At 24.8% G+C, this 18,306-nt stretch carries 17 protein-coding genes and 1 pseudogene; 12 read left to right on the plus strand and 6 right to left on the minus strand.

The features are described 5' to 3' along the window. The first annotated feature begins 3 nt into the window (after positions 1-3). The 9 genes and pseudogenes from STAT_RS01275 to hisS all read left to right on the plus strand — a co-directional run bounded on the left by STAT_RS01275 (position 4) and on the right by hisS (position 11,129). Positions 4-1,170, plus strand: a complete 1,167-nt coding sequence (locus STAT_RS01275) for a phospho-N-acetylmuramoyl-pentapeptide-transferase (protein WP_119305467.1) — start codon at positions 4-6, stop codon at positions 1,168-1,170. 14 nt (positions 1,171-1,184) lie between these two features. Then, a pseudogene (gene murD / locus STAT_RS01280) lies at positions 1,185-2,551 on the plus strand (UDP-N-acetylmuramoyl-L-alanine--D-glutamate ligase). Continuing rightward, the gene (locus tag STAT_RS01285) at positions 2,538-3,722 is read left to right on the plus strand and encodes an FtsW/RodA/SpoVE family cell cycle protein (RefSeq protein WP_172548535.1); all 1,185 of its coding nucleotides are present in this window, start codon (positions 2,538-2,540) and stop codon (positions 3,720-3,722) included. Before murD ends, STAT_RS01285 begins: the two are co-directional and overlap by 14 nt. Before the next feature lie 23 nt (positions 3,723-3,745). Further along, positions 3,746-4,867 (plus strand): undecaprenyldiphospho-muramoylpentapeptide beta-N-acetylglucosaminyltransferase, encoded by a 1,122-nt coding sequence (murG, locus tag STAT_RS01290; RefSeq protein ID WP_119305468.1) that lies wholly within the window; start codon positions 3,746-3,748, stop codon positions 4,865-4,867. Next, a complete protein-coding gene (gene murC, locus STAT_RS01295) occupies positions 4,864-6,249 on the plus strand; it encodes a UDP-N-acetylmuramate--L-alanine ligase (RefSeq protein WP_119305469.1) in 1,386 nt (461 codons plus the stop codon). The genes murG and murC overlap by 4 nt, the downstream gene beginning before the upstream one ends. Beyond that, positions 6,242-6,982, plus strand: coding sequence for a cell division protein FtsQ/DivIB (locus tag STAT_RS01300; RefSeq protein WP_119305470.1), 741 nt, complete (start codon positions 6,242-6,244; stop codon positions 6,980-6,982). The genes murC and STAT_RS01300 overlap by 8 nt, the downstream gene beginning before the upstream one ends. A gap of 4 nt (positions 6,983-6,986) precedes the next feature. Continuing rightward, the gene (ftsA, locus tag STAT_RS01305; RefSeq protein WP_119305471.1) at positions 6,987-8,351 is read left to right on the plus strand and encodes a cell division protein FtsA; all 1,365 of its coding nucleotides are present in this window, start codon (positions 6,987-6,989) and stop codon (positions 8,349-8,351) included. A gap of 10 nt (positions 8,352-8,361) precedes the next feature. After that, positions 8,362-9,729 (plus strand): cell division protein FtsZ, encoded by a 1,368-nt coding sequence (gene ftsZ, locus STAT_RS01310; protein WP_119305831.1) that lies wholly within the window; start codon positions 8,362-8,364, stop codon positions 9,727-9,729. A gap of 41 nt (positions 9,730-9,770) precedes the next feature. Next, positions 9,771-11,129: a histidine--tRNA ligase gene (gene hisS / locus STAT_RS01315; RefSeq protein ID WP_394798182.1), complete on the plus strand. Its 1,359-nt coding sequence runs from the start codon at positions 9,771-9,773 to the stop codon at positions 11,127-11,129. On the opposite strand, the gene pnuC is transcribed toward hisS, so the two are convergent. Together pnuC and STAT_RS01325 are read right to left on the minus strand one after the other, a co-directional pair. Then, the gene (pnuC, locus tag STAT_RS01320) at positions 11,124-11,756 is read right to left on the minus strand and encodes a nicotinamide riboside transporter PnuC (protein ID WP_119305473.1); all 633 of its coding nucleotides are present in this window, start codon (positions 11,754-11,756) and stop codon (positions 11,124-11,126) included. The genes hisS and pnuC overlap by 6 nt on opposite strands. Positions 11,757-11,777: 21 nt before the next feature. Beyond that, positions 11,778-12,416, minus strand: a complete 639-nt coding sequence (locus STAT_RS01325) for a 4'-phosphopantetheinyl transferase family protein (RefSeq protein WP_119305474.1) — start codon at positions 12,414-12,416, stop codon at positions 11,778-11,780. 63 nt (positions 12,417-12,479) lie between these two features. Here STAT_RS01325 and STAT_RS01330 point away from each other — a divergent pair, with 63 nt between their 5' ends. Further along, on the plus strand, positions 12,480-13,493 hold the full coding sequence (locus tag STAT_RS01330; protein ID WP_119305475.1) for an Mrp/NBP35 family ATP-binding protein: 1,014 nt from the start codon (positions 12,480-12,482) through the stop codon (positions 13,491-13,493). 7 nt (positions 13,494-13,500) lie between these two features. On the opposite strand, the gene STAT_RS01335 is transcribed toward STAT_RS01330, so the two are convergent. Beyond that, on the minus strand, positions 13,501-14,319 hold the full coding sequence (locus STAT_RS01335) for a purine-nucleoside phosphorylase (RefSeq protein WP_317124583.1): 819 nt from the start codon (positions 14,317-14,319) through the stop codon (positions 13,501-13,503). 117 nt (positions 14,320-14,436) lie between these two features. After that, positions 14,437-15,459 (minus strand): UDP-N-acetylmuramate dehydrogenase, encoded by a 1,023-nt coding sequence (gene murB, locus STAT_RS01340; RefSeq protein WP_119305477.1) that lies wholly within the window; start codon positions 15,457-15,459, stop codon positions 14,437-14,439. 102 nt (positions 15,460-15,561) lie between these two features. Between murB and STAT_RS01345 the strand changes: the two genes are divergently transcribed. Both STAT_RS01345 and rlmB read left to right on the plus strand, forming a co-directional pair. Then, positions 15,562-15,825: a YtxH domain-containing protein gene (locus STAT_RS01345; protein ID WP_119305478.1), complete on the plus strand. Its 264-nt coding sequence runs from the start codon at positions 15,562-15,564 to the stop codon at positions 15,823-15,825. Between the two features lie 389 nt (positions 15,826-16,214). After that, entirely contained in the window at positions 16,215-16,976 is a 762-nt protein-coding gene (gene rlmB / locus STAT_RS01355; protein WP_119305832.1) for a 23S rRNA (guanosine(2251)-2'-O)-methyltransferase RlmB, read from the plus strand. Here rlmB and pheS read toward each other — a convergent pair. Next, positions 16,960-17,943: a phenylalanine--tRNA ligase subunit alpha gene (pheS, locus tag STAT_RS01360; RefSeq protein WP_119305480.1), complete on the minus strand. Its 984-nt coding sequence runs from the start codon at positions 17,941-17,943 to the stop codon at positions 16,960-16,962. The two genes, rlmB and pheS, sit on opposite strands and share 17 nt — an antisense overlap. A 6-nt stretch (positions 17,944-17,949) precedes the next feature. Further along, entirely contained in the window at positions 17,950-18,297 is a 348-nt protein-coding gene (locus STAT_RS01365; protein WP_119305481.1) for a hypothetical protein, read from the minus strand. Between the last annotated feature and the right edge of the window lie 9 nt (positions 18,298-18,306).

The raw sequence follows: 18,306 nt of genomic DNA on the forward strand, positions 1-18,306 counted from the left end.
AAGATGATTTATTTTTTTAAATTTTTAATTATAAATTCTATTTTTTATAGAGCAATTATCGCTTTTTTTTTATCATTTTGTACAGCTTTGATTTGTTATCAAACAATTATATATTGGAATCAAAAAAATAGTATAATAGGAGAAAAAATACGAGATCTTGGACTTATTGGTCAAAAAGAAAAAGAAGGAACCCCAACTATGGGAGGTCTTGTTTTTATATTTTCCACATTAATTTCTACAATATTATTTTCTACTTTAAATAATGTATATGTATTAATGTTAATAATAGCTACATTGTATATGGGTTGTGTTGGCTTTATAGATGATTACCTTAAAATAAAATATAATAAAAAAGGACTTAGTGTAATGGGAAAAATATTTAGTCAAATTTTATTAGGAATTTTTATTGGAATCATTATGTATTTTAACACAAATATTTCTCTTCAAAAAGGAAAAATAGAATCAGAAAATTCACATTTTTATGGATTTTATACTACTATTCCCATTTTTTCTTCCATATATCATAATCATGAATTTAATTATGCAACTTGTTTAAGTTGGTATAATAAAAAATGGAAAAAATATACATGGATTATTTACATTCCTATTGTTATTGGAATTATTACGTTTTTATCCAATGGAACTAATTTAGCTGATGGAATAGATGGATTAACAGCTGGAATTTCTTCTATTATTTTTTCTATTTTTTCTTTATTTTCTATAATTGCCAGTAGCAAAATATATTCATCCTATTTTCATTTTATATATATTCCTCATTTAGAAGAAATTATTATATTTTCTTTTTCTTTTTTAGGATCTTTAATAAGTTTTCTTTGGTATAATACTTATCCAGCCCAAATTTTTATGGGCGATACTGGAAGTTTAACTATAGGAAGTGTTATTGCAATAATAGCTATTATAAATAGAAAAGAATTAATATTGCCTATTTTATGTGGAATTTTTTTTATTGAAAATATTTCTGTACTCATACAAGTATTATATTTTATATATTCTAAAAAAAAATATGGAAAAGGAAGAAGAGTTTTTTTAATGGCCCCTTTACATCATCATTTCCAAAAATTAGGATATCATGAAAATAAGATTTTCAATCGTTTTATTATCATACAAATGATGCTTTCTATATTAGTATTTTTTTTATTAACTCTATGATAGAAACAAGCACAATGAAAAAAAAATTTATAGTTATTTTAGGTGGAAAAGAAAGTGGAATAGGAGCCGCTTTGCTAGCTAGAAAAAATGGATTAAAGATATTTTTATCGGATTCTGGAATTATTTTAAATAGATACAAGAAAATTTTAATAAAAAATAAAATTTTTTTTGAAGAAAAAGGCCATACAGAGAATATAATTATTCAAAATGCTATTAAAGTGATAAAAAGTCCTGGAATTTCCAGAAATAGTCCTTTGATAAAAAAAATAAATTCCCTAGGGATTCCTATACAATCCGAATTAGAATTCGGAAAAGGTTACATCGAAAATTCTTATGTTATCGGAATTACAGGAAGCAATGGAAAAACAACAACTTGTTCCATTATTTATAAAATTCTTAAAAAAGAAGGAATAAATGTAGGTTTATCAGGAAATATTGGAAAGAGTTTCTCTAAAACAATTACAATAAAAAAAAAGATGTTTATATTTTAGAAGTGTCTAATTTTCAATTAGATGACTGTTTAAATTTCAGATCAAATATTGCCGTATTATTAAACATAACAAGAGATCATTTAAATAGATATTATAATAATATTGAGAATTATATTGATTCCAAATTTAAGATAGCAACTTTTCAAAAAAAAGAAGATATTTTTATTTACAATTATGATGATTCTATAATAAGAGAAGGGTTAAAAAAGTATCACATTGCATCTCAATGTATTCCTTTTTCTATAAAAAAAGAATTACGTACAGGCGCTTATGTAAAAGATAACAAAATATTTATACGAAATCAGAAAAATCAAGAAATATACTTTTTGAATATAAAAGATATTCCTTTAACAGGAGATCATAATCTCTATAATATTATGGCTTCATTAATTATATCCGAAATATTAAATATAAAAAAAGAATCAATAATTTCCATATTATTAAAACTGAAATCAATAAAACATCGTATGGAAAAAATATTAAATATAAATGGAGTACAATTTATTAATGATTCTAAAGCCACTAATGTAAATTCCGTTTTTTATGCATTAAAAAGTATAAATACACCTATTATATGGATAGCAGGAGGAGAAGATAAAGGAAATAATTATATAGAACTAATTCCTTTGGTTAAAAAAAAAGTAAAAGCTATAATTTGTTTAGGAAAAAACAATGAAAAAATTATAAATTTTTTTAAAGATACCATTGATATAATTTTGGAAACAAAACATATTCAAAAAGCTGTTTATATCGCTTATATATTATCCTCTTATGGAGATAGTGTTTTATTCTCTCCTGCTTGTTCCAGTTTTGATCTGTTTAAAGATTATAAGGAAAGAGGAAATAAATTTAAACAAGAAGTAAGAAAACTAATTTATGATAATTTATGAAAAAATAGATCTATTTTTAAAACAATATATAAAAGGAGATAGATATTTATGGGCTTTCATATCTTTATTAGCTATATTTTCATTTTTACCAGTTTATTCTGCTAGTACAAACTTAGTTTCTACATATGGAGAAGGAAATACAGCTTTTCGTTATTTATTTAAACATGCTATTTTTTTGTTAATTGGATTTTGTATTCTTTTTTTTACTCAATTTATAGACTATAAATATTTTTACAAAATGTCTATTCTTTTCATTCCTATAATATTCATTTTACTAATTTTTACAATGAATCAAAGAAAAGAATTAGATGGAGTAAATGCTTCTCGTTGGTTATACATTCCTATTATAAATATATCTTTTCAAACTTCCAGTATCGCTGGATTAGTTCTTTTTGTTTATTGTGCTAGATATTTATCTCAAAAAAAGAAAAAACAAATTAACTTAAAAAATTCTTTTTTTCCTTTGATATTTCCAGTATTTTTAATTGTTGGCCTTATTTTTCCTTCTGATGGATCTACTGCTGTTATTATTTTTTCATCCGTTTTAATTTTATTTTTTATAGGAGGGATTCCATTAAAAAGTGTTATAGGATTTCTTATAATGGGATTTTTATTATCAGGAATATATATTTATTCTGTTATAAAATGGGGAGATAAAAAACCTATGAATCGAGTTTATACATGGAAAAGTCGTATAGAAAATTTTTTGGATCATAAATCTAAAAAAAGTTATCAAATGGAACAATCTAAAACAGCTATCGTTTTAGGAAATAAATTTGGTAGGGGGCCTGGAAAAAGCGTTTTAAAAGCTTTTCTCCCCCAATCTTCTTCAGATTTTATCTATGCAATTATCATAGAAGAATATGGGGCTATTGGAGGTGTTATCCTTTTATTCATTTATATACTAATTCTCATAAGAATTATGATAATAGCTACGAAAGTTAAAAATTATTCTTGTTCTTTATTGGTTCTTTCTGTAGGGTTTCCTATTATTAATCAAGCACTAATTAATATGGGAATCGCTGTTGGTTTATTTCCAGTAACAGGGCAAACTTTGCCTTTGATTAGTGCTGGAGGAACTTCTATATGGGTTACTTTTTTAAGTTTTGGAATCATATTAAGCGTCAGTAGAATGATATATCCTTCTTTAAGCGAAGCTAAATCACACTAAAATTATATATAGATTAACTCATCATGAATAAAAAAAACTATAATATTTCACCAATACCTAAAATAATCATTGGAAGTGGAGGAACCGGAGGTCATATATATCCAGGAATAGCTATTGCTAACGAACTTAAAAAAAGAATTCCAAAAATCGAAATTTTGTTTATTGGATCTAAAAATCATATGGAAATGCAAAAAATACCAAAATTTGGATATTCCATTGAAAAAATTTGGATTTCAGGTGGAAAAGATAAATTTTTTTCTATATCATGTTTTTTTTTATCTATACAATTGATATATAGCTTTTTTGTAGCAAAAAAAATTATGAAAAAATTTTCTCCAGATATAGTTATCGGAACAGGTGGTTTTGTTAGTTTTCCTATTTTATATGCTGCAAAAAAAAATAAGACACCTATTTTGATTCAAGAACAAAATTCTTTTCCTGGATTGACCAATAGAATATTTTCTCGTTATGCAAATAAAATATGCATTGCTTATGAACAAGCAAAAAAATATTTTCCAAAAGAAAAAACGATTATAACTGGAAATCCAGTTAGATCTGAAATATTACACTTGCCTAGTAAAGAAAAAGCTTGTATTGATTTAGGGTTAAATATAAAAAAACCGATTATTCTATCTATAGGAGGAAGTCAAGGATCTAATAGCATTAATAATGCTTGGATAAAAGGATTAAAAAAAATAATTGAATTAGATCTGCAACTAATTTGGCAAGTAGGAAAAATTGATTTTTATAAAATTAAAAAAAATAAAATATCTCATCATTCGAATATTATTTTTATGGAATTTATTGAAAATATACCAATGTGTTATGCTGCAGCAGATATTGTTGTATCTAGAGCTGGAGCTTTGACTATATCAGAAATATGTTTAATAGGAAAACCATATATATTGATTCCTTTTCCTTGGTCTTCAAATAATCATCAAAATGAAAATGCTAAAATATTAGAAGAAAAAAAAGCAGCTTTCATTATAAAAGATGAGGAAATAGAAAAAAAATTAGTGAATTCTGTTATTAAATTAGTAAATGATTCCAATATGAAAAAAAAAATGAGTAAAAACCTATTAGAATTAGGAAAACCTAAAGCAACAAACGATATTGTAAACGAGATTTTACAAATTATTTTATGAACCTAAACAAAATTGATTTTTTTTATTTTATAGGAATAGGAGGAATGGGAATGAGTTCCCTAGCTATATATTTTCATACCATGGGGAAAACTGTTTATGGTTATGATCAAAATGAAACCTTTTTGACAAAAGAATTAGAAAAAAAAGGAATATCTATCAATTATAATGATAGTATAGAAATTTTACCAAAATGGGTATTATCTGAACAATGTTTAATTGTGTATACTCCAGCTATTCCTAGTCACCATAAACAATGGATGTATTTAAAAAAATATGGTAAAAATATAAGAAAACGTTCTCAAATATTAGCTCTAATTACAAAAAATAATATTTGTATAGCCATAGGAGGAACACATGGAAAAACAACTACTTGCACCTTGTTAGGACATATTTTATATAGTTCTGGAATGAATGTCACTGCTTTTTTAGGAGGTATATCTGAAAATTATCAATCTAATTTAATATTGAATCATGTATTAAACAGAAAAAAAATTTTTTTGGTAGAAGCAGATGAATTTGACCGTTCTTTTTTATATTTATCTCCTAATATAGCATGTATAACGTCTTTTGATCAAGATCATGTGGACACTTATCCAAAAAAAGAAAATCTGAAAGAAGCTTATATAGCCTTTTCAAATAGAATCAAAAAACCATATAAAAAAATATTTCTTTGCCAAGAAGAATCCTTTCAATCCAATAATGCTATATATTATTCTATAATACAAAAAAAAAATTATTATTCCGATCATCTTTATATGAAAGAAAATAAATGGTATTTTGATTTTCATACTCCTACAGAAACATGGAAATCTTTGCCTTTACCTATTCCAGGTGAACATAATTTAAAAAACGTTACTGCAGCGTTAGCTATTTCTGATTATATAAAAATTCCTAAAGAAGAAATTAGAAAAGCTTTATTTTTATTTAAAGGAATTAAAAGAAGATATTCCATTCATTATCAATCCTCAAATAAAATATATATAGATGATTACGCGCATCATCCTACAGAAATTAATGCTTTAATCGATACTGTAAAAAAATGTTTTCCCAATAAAAAAATATTGGGAATTTTTCAACCTCATTTATTTAGTAGAACTAAATTTTTTGAAAAATCTTTTGCTAAAAGTTTAGAAAATCTTGATATTTTAATTTTACTGGATATTTATCCAGCTAGAGAATTTCCCATAAATGGAACAATAAATTCTAATTCTAATAGATTTTTCGAAAAAATAAAAATGAGTTATAAAGAAAGATCTACTTTTCCCAAAGTTTTAGAAAAGATTAAAAAAAAACATTTTGATATTATTCTAACAATAGGAGCTGGAAATATAGATACCTTAATTCTTCCTATTAAAGAATGGTTATATAAACGATATGGATAAATCAATAAAAAATAAAAATAATAAAACATCCTTAATCATTATTTTATTATTATATATGATTTGTATGACATCGCTTTTTTGTTTTTCTAAAAAAACACATCAAAATAGAACTTTAAAAAAATTTTATATTGTTATTGATCCTTTATCTAAGAATCATTTTGTTAATGAAAAAATTGTTAAAAATATTCTATTTTATAATAATAAAACAAAAAAAATAGGTCAATTATGTATATTAAAAATGGAACAAAAATTAAATAATTACCCTTTTATCAAAAAATCTGAAGTGTTTATTAGTGTAAATGGAACTATAAATATTAAAATTTGGCAAAAAGAACCCATATTAAGAATCAAAAATGGAAATAAAGAATCTTATCTTACTAAAGATGCAGAAAATTTAGAACTTTCTTCTCTTTATTCATCAAAAGTGGTTTTAGCAAAAGGCTTCTTTTCAAAAGAAGAGAAAAAATATTTAGCAAATTTAGTAAAATTTATAAACTCTGATGAGTTATTAAAAAACCAGATTATTAGCATAAAAAAAAATAATAAAAATTTATTTGTTTTAATTCCAAAAATAGGGAACCATTACATTATATTAGGAGATATAAAGGATTTTAAAAAAAAATTGAATAAATTAAAAGCATTTTATAATCAGTATCTAAATAAAATAGATATCAGTCAATATAAAAGTATTGATTTACAATATAAAGACCAAGTAGTCGCAAAAAAAAGATAAGTCTATGGAATATCAAGATATAGCTATAGGTCTTGATGTGGGAACCACAAAGATTGTAGCTATGGTAGGAAGGAGAAATGAATATAATAAAATTGAAATTTTAGGCATAGGTAAATCTAAAAGTGTAGGTGTACATAGGGGGGTTGTAAACAATATAACTCAAACAATTGAAGCTATTCGTGAAGCGGTATCTGAAGCAGAACATAGTTCTGGTTTAAAAATAAAAGAAGTTGTTGTTGGAATAGCAGGACAGCATATTAGAAGTTTACAACATAATGATTATATTACTAGATTAGATTTTGAAAATGTCATTAGTCAAAAAGATATACAAAAATTGATAGATCAAGTTCATAAACTGATCATGCAACCAGGAGAAGAAATTATTCATGTTCTTCCACAAGAATATAAAGTCGATAGTCAAGCAGAAATAGGAGAACCAATAGGAATGTATGGAAGTCGTTTAGAAGCAAATTTTCATGTAGTAGTAGGACAAATTTCTTCAATCCGAAATATTGGAAGATGTGTAAAAGCTGCAGGATTGAATTTGTCTGGAATGACCTTAGAACCTTTAGCTTCTGCTGAAGCTGTATTAAGTACAGAAGAAAGAGAAGCAGGAGTTGCTTTAGTGGATATAGGAGGAGGAACCGCGGATATTGCTATATTTAAAGATAATATTATTCGTCATACTGCCGTGATCCCTTCTGGAGGAAATGTCATAACTGAAAATATTAAGACAGATTGTTTGATTATTGAACGACAAGCCGAATTACTAAAAATAAAATTTGGATCTGCATGGCCAGGAGAAAATAAAGAAACGGAAATTGTTTGTATTCCTGGATTAAGAGGGCGTGATCCTAAAGAGATTTCTTTAAAACACCTTTCCAAAATTATTCATATACGAGTATGTGAAATTTTAGAACAAGTAAATTTAGAAATAAAAAATTATGGAAATGAAGAACAAAAGAAAAGACTAATTGCGGGATTAGTCATGACAGGTGGAGGGGCTCAACTTAAACATATTCGTCCATTAACAGAATATATTACTGGAATGGACGTTCGTATAGGTTATTCTAATGAACATATAGCAGGAGGGGAAAATGGTATTATAAGTAATCCAGAATATGCAACATCTATAGGATTAGTAATTAAAGGACTTGATGATAATAAAAAAAGATATTGTTGTACAACCGCAGATATAGGACACAGATATGATGAACATTCTGAGTCGATTTCTACAAAGTTTTATAATAAAAATCGTAGATTGAATTCTGAAGAGGGTAAAAATCATAAAAATAAAAAGAATAAAACAAAATCTTTTCTTGAAATTTGGGCAGATAAATTCCGTCAAATATTGAATGATACAGAATAAAAAATATGAAATGAAAAAAGAAGATTTTATAATTAAAAAAGAAAACAATCAATTAGAATTTCTAAAAAATCGTTCTTCTTCCATAAAAGTAATTGGAGTAGGTGGAGGAGGAAGTAACGCTTTAAGTCATATGTTTGAACAAGGAATTACTGGAGTAGATTTTATCGCATGTAATACGGATGCACAAGCGTTAAACAATAATCCAGTACCTATAAAAATTCAATTAGGAGTTTCTATTACAGAAGGGCTCGGTGCCGGAGCTGATCCAGAAGTAGGAGAAAAAGCTGCATTAGAAAGTTTGGATGAAATAAAAAGTATTTTAGATTCTAACACTAAAATGACCTTTATTACAGCGGGAATGGGTGGTGGAACGGGAACTGGTGCTGCTCCAATTATTGCAGGAATTTCTAAAGAAAAAGGAATTTTAACTGTAGGGATTGTTACAATTCCATTTCATTTTGAAGGAAAAATGAGATTACAACAAGCTCAAAAAGGAATAGAAGCATTAAGAAAAAATGTGGATTCTCTCATTGTGATTAATAATGATAAATTGAGAGAATTATATGGTAATCTAGGATTTAAAGCGGGTTTTTCAAAAGCTGATGAGGTTTTAACTACTGCAGCTAAAGGAATTGCAGAAGTCATCACTCATCATTATAAACAAAATATAGATTTAAGAGATACAAGAACCGTTCTAAAAGAAAGTGGAACAGCTGTTATGGGATCTTCTGTTGCTGTTGGAGAAAATAGAGCAAAGGAAGCAGTAGTACAAGCTTTAGACTCTCCATTATTAAATGATAATAAAATAACAGGCGCCAAAAATGTTCTTCTTCTTATTGTTTCAGGAAAAATAGAAATTACTATAGATGAAATTGGAATTATCAGTGATTATATACAAGCTGAAGCAGGGAATAATGCCAATATTATTATGGGACTTGGAGAAGATGAAAATTTGGAAGAAAGCATTTCAGTCACTATAGTAGCTACAGGATTTCCTACGGAAATACAGAGAGCTATTAATCACGAAGAAAAAAAAATATTTCATAGGTTAGAAGAACCTTATGAACAAAAATTAAAAAAAATGGAAGAAATCCATTCTTATTCTAAACGGATTGATTCTGATTTTTCAAAGACTAACTCAAAAGTCAGTCATTTAGAAAAATTTTATTTTAAAAATAAAAAAGATGATTTTTCATCAAATCAAAAACAAAATATTTTTGATAAGTCTATTAATTTTTTTATAGAAAAAAAACATAAGAAATATATAATGCTAGAAGATAATTTCGATCTTCCGATTTCATTTAATGAAAACGAAAAAAAAATATTAAAAAATACTATTCGTAAAAAAGAAAATAATACAAATCAAGAATTAAATTGATCAATCTTCCTAAAGGAACCAGAGATTACTCATCTATTGAGATGAACAAACGGAACTATTTAATTCAAATAATTCAAAAGAAATTTGAACTTTTTGGTTTTGAACCTATAGAAACTCCTTCTATAGAAAATATTTCTACTCTTATTGGAAAATATGGAGAAGAAGGAGATTCTTTAATATTTAAATTGCTCCATTCAGGGGATTTTTTAAAAAAACAAATTTTAGATTTTTTAAAAAAAACAAAAAATGATCAAAGAATAATTAATAATGTGGAAAAACATTTCACTGAATATGTGTCAAATAAAGCTCTTAGATATGATTTAACGGTTCCTTTTGTTCGTTATATAGTTATGCATAAAAATAAAATCGTTTTTCCTTTTAAAAGATATCAAATACAACCTGTATGGCGTGCAGATAAACCCCAAAAAGGACGATTGAGAGAATTTTATCAATGTGATGCGGATATAATATCATTTTCTTCGTCTTTATGGGAAGAAATAGAATTAATTCAACTTTGTGATGAAATTTTTACTAAGTTAAATTTTCCTATTATTATCTACATTAATCATAGAGATATATTAAAAGGACTAGTTGAAATAGCTGGAATAAAAAATAATTTATGGAAAAATTTTACTACATCTTTAGACAAATGGAATAAAATTGGACGAAATTTAGTAAAAAAAGAAATGCTTTCTAAAGGAATTACGTCTTTATCTTTCGATAAATTGGAATTTTTTTTTGATATGGAAGAAAATTTCTATAATAAAAAAAAACATTTGACTATAGCCTTACAAAATTCTGAAATAGGAAAAAAAGGAATACAAGATATAAGTTTTATTTATAATAATATAAAGAATATTTCTCTAAAAAAAACAAAATTAGAATGGAATCTTTCTTTAGCCAGAGGCATGAGTTATTATACAGGTACAATACTAGAAATTGTTCCATTTTACAATAAGAGTTTTATTTCTATTGGAGGAGGAGGAAGATATGATCAATTAGCTAATTTATTTGGGATAAACAATACTTATGGAGTAGGAATTTCTTTAGGGTTGGATCGAATTTATTTAGCTATGGAACATGAAAATTTATTTCACACTATTTCTAATTCCCCTTCAAAAGTTTTATTTATTAATTTTGGAAATGAAGAAGTTTTGTATGCATACAAAATGATCAAATTTTTGAGAAAAAAAGGAATTTCTACTCAATTATATCCTAATGCGGAAAAAATAGGAAAACAATTTAGATATGCTAATAATAAGAATATTCCATTTGCTATTAGTATTGGAAAAAATGAAATCCATAAAAATAAAATTAGAATGAGAGATCTCCAAGAAAAAACAGAAAAAGAATACGATAACATTAATGACGTTGTGGATCAATTAACGAAAAAATTATGATAAAATTGGATTAATTGCTTTTTTTTTCCAAATAAAAAATCCTTTTACAGCCAATAAAACTAGAATTATAAATAAAATTCCTGTTAATATTAAACCTTTCCAAAAATAAAGAGGAACGGATATTCCATTTCCCAACATCCAAAATATCCAATTTTCCACTTTTTTCATGGACATTTGATACATTCCAGAAAAATAAATTCCTGTTGTCAGGATATCCATCCAATCAAAAAGAGTCTTAAGTTTTCCATAAAAAAAATAAACCATCATACTGAAAATACAAGTAGATGAAAATAAAATTAAAGTGTAAAAATAATCTTTTTTATTGCAAAAAGTAATAGGAATTTTTTTATTTTTATCCTTTTTATACATCCAGGTATACCATCCATAAAAACTCATAAACGTATAATATAAGTTAATAATAAAATCTCCATAAAGAGAAGTATTAAAAGTTAAATAACTATATATAATAGTACTAACTATTCCTATTGGATACACCCATATATTATTTTTTTGAGCATGAAATACACTAAATATTGTAAATGATATAGCCGTTAATTCTAAAATTATGTGAAAACAACTATTATGATAATAGGGAGATAAAAGAATATTTATCCAATTATTATTCATTCATTATTCATTTTATAATATTTATTTATCTATGATATAAACTAAGTAATGTTCTTCTATCTTTCTATAAAAAGCAGAAAACCGTTTACTATAAGATTTTTTTATAATCCAGCATGATACACAAGAACTTTTTTGAAGACAAAAAGGAGATACTTTATAATGATCTAAAAAACTATAAAAAATTCCTCCTTCTAGTTTATACAAACTTTCTTTAATTCCCCATATAATATGTAAATAATCTTCTTCATAATTTGGATGAATAAAGATAAATTCATCGTCTCTAACAAATTTTTTCTTGATCTTCATTATTTTTTTATCTTTTCGTAATTTTTCTATGTCTATTCCTATATGATAAGAACTTATAGCTATGGCTATTTTTTCAAAAGAATGACTTAAGGAAATCTGTTTTCCTTCAGAAGAAAAAAGAAAAGGTTTTCTTTTTTCATTATAAAAAATATTCATTTTTATACCTAAATATCTCAAAGCAGAACGTATTCCTAAAAATTCTAATTTTCTTTTTTCTGATAATGAAAAAAAAAATATTTTTTCTTGATCCGAAAGAAAAAGTTTTCTTAAAAACATAGTTTCTAAAAAATATTTCCATTTAAAAACTATAATCATAGTATGAAGAGTATGAAATTTATAGGTATAAAAATTCATTCTATTTTAGAATTTTTTTAAATCTAGTCATTTTTTTTGTACTATTGTGAATATTATTTAATTATGTTTTATAAAGAAATTGAAAAAGCGTTAGAAAATGTTATTATTGATAATAAAAACATTGTAGAATCTGGTTTGGTAAAAAAAATAGATTTATTAAATAATGAAATAAAAATTTGTTTGAGTTTACCTAATCCTGCTATGCATATAAAAAAGAATCTTATTAAAGAGATTACCCGTTCTATAAGAAATCGAAATATTTTAGATACAATCCAAATAAAAATAGAAATAGAATCAAATTCATATAAAAAAATAAAATCTGGAATAAAAAATATAATAGCTATAGCTTCTGGAAAAGGAGGAGTCGGAAAATCAACAGTAGCAACAAATATAGCGGTTTCTTTAGTTCAAATGGGTTTTCATGTTGGATTATTAGATGCGGATATTTATGGTCCGTCTATTCCATTAATGTTTAATATTAAAGAGGAATCTGTGAAATTACAACATCAAAATGGAATGATGAATCCTATTACTAGTTATGGAGTTAAAATTATATCTATAGGTTTTTTTTCAAAATATGGACAAGCTATTGTTTGGAGAGGACCTATGGTTACTAAAGTTTTGAGACAATTTTTATATGAAACTAATTGGGGAGAATTAGATTTTTTAATTGTAGATTTTCCACCAGGAACAGGAGATATTCATTTATCTCTTTTACAAGAGATTTCATTAAAAGGGGTTGTTATAGTAAGTACATCTCAAAAAATAGCATTGTCGGATGTCAATCGATCTGTAGGAATGTTTCGTATTGGATCTATTTATGTTCCCATACTTGGGATTATAGAAAATATGTCTTATGTTATTTCAAAAGAAACTAAAAAAAAATGCTATTTTTTTGGAAAAAATGGAGTAAAAAATTTTTCAAAGGAAATGAATATTTTTTTTATTGGAGAAATTCCTATGTTACAAACAATACGAGAATATTCAGATTTAGGAATTCCTATTGTTTTAGAAAACAAAAAAATTTCTAACCTATTCATCAATATAACGAAAAATATGATAAAACAAATAAAATAAATATTGTTTATTTACAAAGTTTTACAAATTCTTTTACTATCAATCTCAGAAGAGAGATAGTTTTTCCTATTTCTTTATCAAAGAACGTCTTAAAAAAATATGAATTGTTATGTTCATCGTATTTTTTCTTATCGAATCCCATTATAATAATGGATATAGAAAAAACTCGTAAATTCATACATCTAGCTATTATGACATCTGATATAACATCTATTCCTATACTATCTCCTCCCATAGATCGTATCATAGCATATTCTGCATAAGTTTTATAATTAGAATAAGGATAAGCGACATATACTCCTTTCTGAATAATGATATTATGATTCATCGCAATATTTTCTGCAATTTCTATCATTTTTCTATCATATGGTTCTATAACTTCGAAAAATCGATTTTTTGTAATGAATTCTTTAATATTAGAATTTTCCGGAAAAAAATTAATATGATCCTTAACCAACATAACATCACCCATTTTATAGTTTGGATTTATTCCACCAGAAATATTAATCAATATGAGTTTTTCTATCCCTATATTTTTACATAATAATACAACTGTTAAATTATTTTTTCTATTTTCTTCATAAAGAGGTTCTACTAAAAAAACCACATTTTTATCTTCTATTTTTCCAAAAACAAATTTTCCATATAAATTTTTTTTGGAAAAAATTGGAATTTCTTCATAAGAAATGCATATAGGATTTTCTATTTCTTCTATTAATTTATCGAATTGACTTCCTAATAATAAAAATCCAAAATCAGGTTTTTCTTTGATTTTGTTTTGTATGTATTGTTTTGATTTTTCTAAAGTCATAGTCATTGAAAACATAATAAAATTCAAGTTTTAATAATCGAATTATACGAACAGAATATCCCAAAAAAGGAAAAGATAAAGGTAAATTATTTCATTATTTATTGATTTTTTTATTTTTTGTTTCATTTTTATTTATTGTATGATATTTACTTCTTTTGATAAAGAAATCCCAAACTTTTTTTTTATGTTTTTCGTTATTTTTTCTGAAAAAGAATAAATCTCCATTCCAGTAGCTTTTCCGTAGTTTACTAAAATAATAGGTTTTTTTTTATATATTCCTACATTTCCAATTTTTTTTTCTTTCCATCCTATATTTTCAATTAATGAATTAGCAGATATTTTAATTTTATGATTATATATGCTATAACCTATAATAGTGGGATATTGATGTTTTAATTTTTTAAAATATAATTCCTCTACTATAGGATTAATAAAAAAACTACCAGCATTTCCAATTTTTTTTGGATTTGGAAGTTTTTTTTTTCTAATATTAAAAATCGCATGATTTAAATCGTTAAGAGTAGGTTTTTTAATATTCATATTTTCTAATTCTTTTTGAATCTCTACATAAGATGTATTTAATTGTTTATATTTTTTTCTCAAAAGAAAAAAGACAGATAAAATCAAAAATTTATTTCTATAAAGAGGGTGTTTAAAGAAAGAATAACGATATTGTAATTTACATTCTTCACGTGTAAATTCTATGATTTTTCTATTATCGATTTCATATGCTTGTACTTTTATCAAAGTATCTTTTATTTCTGTTCCATATGCTCCAATGTTTTGAATAGGAGCAGCTCCAACTGTACCAGGAATAAATGATAAGTTTTCTAGTCCACTAAATCCTTTTTTTATCGTCCAGTTTACAAATTCATTCCAATTTTCTCCAGCAAAAGCTTGAACAATGACTTTAGAATGATTTTCTTTGATAATTTTCTTTCCTTTTATTCCCATTTTCATGACTAATCCTGGATAATAATTTTTTAAAAAAAGAACATTACTTCCATTTCCTAAAAAAAGTTTTGAAATGTATGAATATATATCAAAAATTTTTAGAATTTCTTCTATACTTTTTATTTCTACAAAATAACGAGCATAAACATCTACTCCAAATGTATTAAATTTTTTTAGAGAAAAGTTTTTTTTAATGAACATGTAAAAAAATATTTCATAAATACATAAATACAATTTTGTACGTAAACATTGTATGATTAAATTTATCCATATAAAAAGTAAAATAAAAAATTGTTATTCTTTATGAAAAAAGGAGGAAGTTTTTTTTGGGGTGTTTTTTTAGGTACCATGGCCGGATTAATAGTAGGAATGATATTATCTCCAAAAAAAGAAGAAAAAATAAAAAATATATTAGAAAAAAAAACAGAAGAATTGAGAAATAATTTACAGGACATTGGTAAAAAAATTGGAAAAAAAGTGCATAAAATTAAATCAGACTTCGAAACTAAGTGGAAGAAGAAAAAAATAGAAAAAATGGATCAAGTAGAAGATGAATTAGGAACTTAGAATTAGAAAAAAAAACTGAATAAGTTAGTTATTTATTGATGTGTTTATGTTCATTTTTATTAAAAATTTTATCCATAAAAAATGGTGTGTTTTTAGAAATGAAATCATTCAAACATTGATTTCCATCATGACAGAAATTTTTTTGAATTTCTTATTATTGATATTTTTTATTATGATTTTTTTTTTCGTAAGTCTTTCTTTATGTTTTTTTCTTTCTTTTTATGTTGGAAATTATGTAATTGGATTTGGAATTTTAACTTTTTCATATTTATTAATTTTTATTATTACATTTTTTTTTGGAAAAAAAATTTCACGATTTTTTATCAAAAGCTTATTAAATAAATATTTTATTAAATTTTTTGATAATAAAAAATGATAAATATATTTTAATGAAAAAATTAGAAATTGTTTATGGAGTCCATCCATTGATAGAAGCGATTATAGCTAAAAAAAATATTAAAGAACTTTTCTTTCAAAGAGGATTGAGACAAACATCAAATGCTTATAAAAAATTAATAAATCTTTCTAAAAAAGAACATATACCAATTCAATCTGTTTCAAAAAAAAATTTTTTTCAATTGAAAAATAAAAATCATCAAGGAGTTTTTGCATTTCTTTCTCCTATAGAAACTTATCACATAAAAGATTTACTTCCTATATTTTATGAAAAAGGAAAAAATCCACTTTTGATCATTCTAGATCGAATTACAGATGTAAGAAATTTTGGATCAATTGTACGAACTTCTGTCTGCGCAGGAGCAGATGCTATCATTATTCCAAAAAAAGATACATCCATGATCGGATCTGATGCTATAAAAACTTCTTCAGGTGCTTTATTTAAAATTCCAATATGCAAAGAAAAAAATCTATTGAATACAATAGAATTTTTAAATAACTCTGGATTGAAAATTGTTTCTGCTACAGAAAAATCCAATATATATTGGTATAATATTGATTTTTCAGGTCCAATAGTTTTAATTCTAGGAAATGAAGAAAAAGGAATTTCTTCCAAATATTTAAAAGTTTCTTACGAAAAAGCAAAAATTCCATCCATAAAAGGAATTTCATCTTTAAACGTATCTGTCGCTTGTGGTGTAATTTTATATGAAATTTTTAGACAAAGAAAATATCAATCTAAAACTCACTTTTAAATTGTTTTAAAAAACGAACATCATTATCAAAATAAATTCTAATATCTTTTATTTGATAAATTATTAGGGCTAAACGTTCAATTCCCAATCCAAAAGCAAATCCAGAATAAATTTCTGAATCAATATTTACGTTCTTAAAAACTTTTGGATCTATCATTCCACAACCCATAATTTCTATCCATTCATTGTTACAATAGATATCTACTTCAGCACTAGGCTCTGTGAACGGAAAATAAGAAGGACGAAATCTCATCTTTGCTTCTCCAAAAAGAGAAGTGATTAAATAATAAATCGTTTCTTTTAAATCAGAAAAAGATACTTTTTTGTCTATATAAAAACCTTCTGCTTGATGAAACATAAAATTGGAACGTGATGAAATAGTTTCATTTCTATATACTTTTCCGATAGATAATACACGAAAAGGCGGATCATGCTTTTTCATATATCGTATTTGCACAGAAGAAGTATGTGTGCGCAACAAAATATCTGGATTTTTACACAAAAAAAATGTATCCTGCATTTCTCTGGATGGATGAAAAATAGGAATATTTAAAGCAGTGAAATTATGCCAATCATCTTCTATTTCAGGACCATCTACATAAGTAAATCCAATTTTTGTAGAAATATCTATGATTCTATTTTTTAGAATAGATAAGGGATGTCTAGATCCAATTTCAATGGATTTTCCAGGAATAGTCGGATCAAATTTTAGTTCTTTATCATTTTTTATTTCATTTTTAGAGCGAAAAATATTTATTTTATTTTGAACTTCTTTTTTTAATTCATTAATAATTTTTCCATAAATTATTTTTTTATGAATAGAAATCTTTTTTAATTCTTTAAATAGAATTGTTATAATTCCTTTTTTTTTACCTAAAAATTTAATTCTAAATGTTTCTAAATCATCAGATGTTTTAATATGAAAACATTGGATGTCTTTCTTAAGTTCTTCTATTTTTTTATCCATATTTCTTTATTCAAGAATATTTTCTTCATTCATATAACGAATGATAGCTTTTTTAATTAAAAATAATTGTTCTTTTGGATTAAAAGGAATCTTATTTTTCAATATATAATGAGGCCATCCTTCTTTATCTTTTCCAATAAAAAAATAATACCCAAAAGGTTCTAATATTCTACATATTGCAATATGTAGAATATTGATTTTATCTTCTTTATTGAAGAATCTATTTTTTCCTTTTCCTAATTCTTGAATTCCTATTAGATAAACAATTCCAATTATATCAATTTTTCCTTCTATAGAAAAATTATTTTGTATATATGATACGACTTTATTCCAATTGATATGAAATTGTTGCATAAATTTTAT

It is taken from the genome of Blattabacterium cuenoti STAT (assembly GCF_003573915.1).
Taxonomy (GTDB): Bacteria; Bacteroidota; Bacteroidia; order Flavobacteriales; family Blattabacteriaceae; genus Blattabacterium; species Blattabacterium cuenoti_A.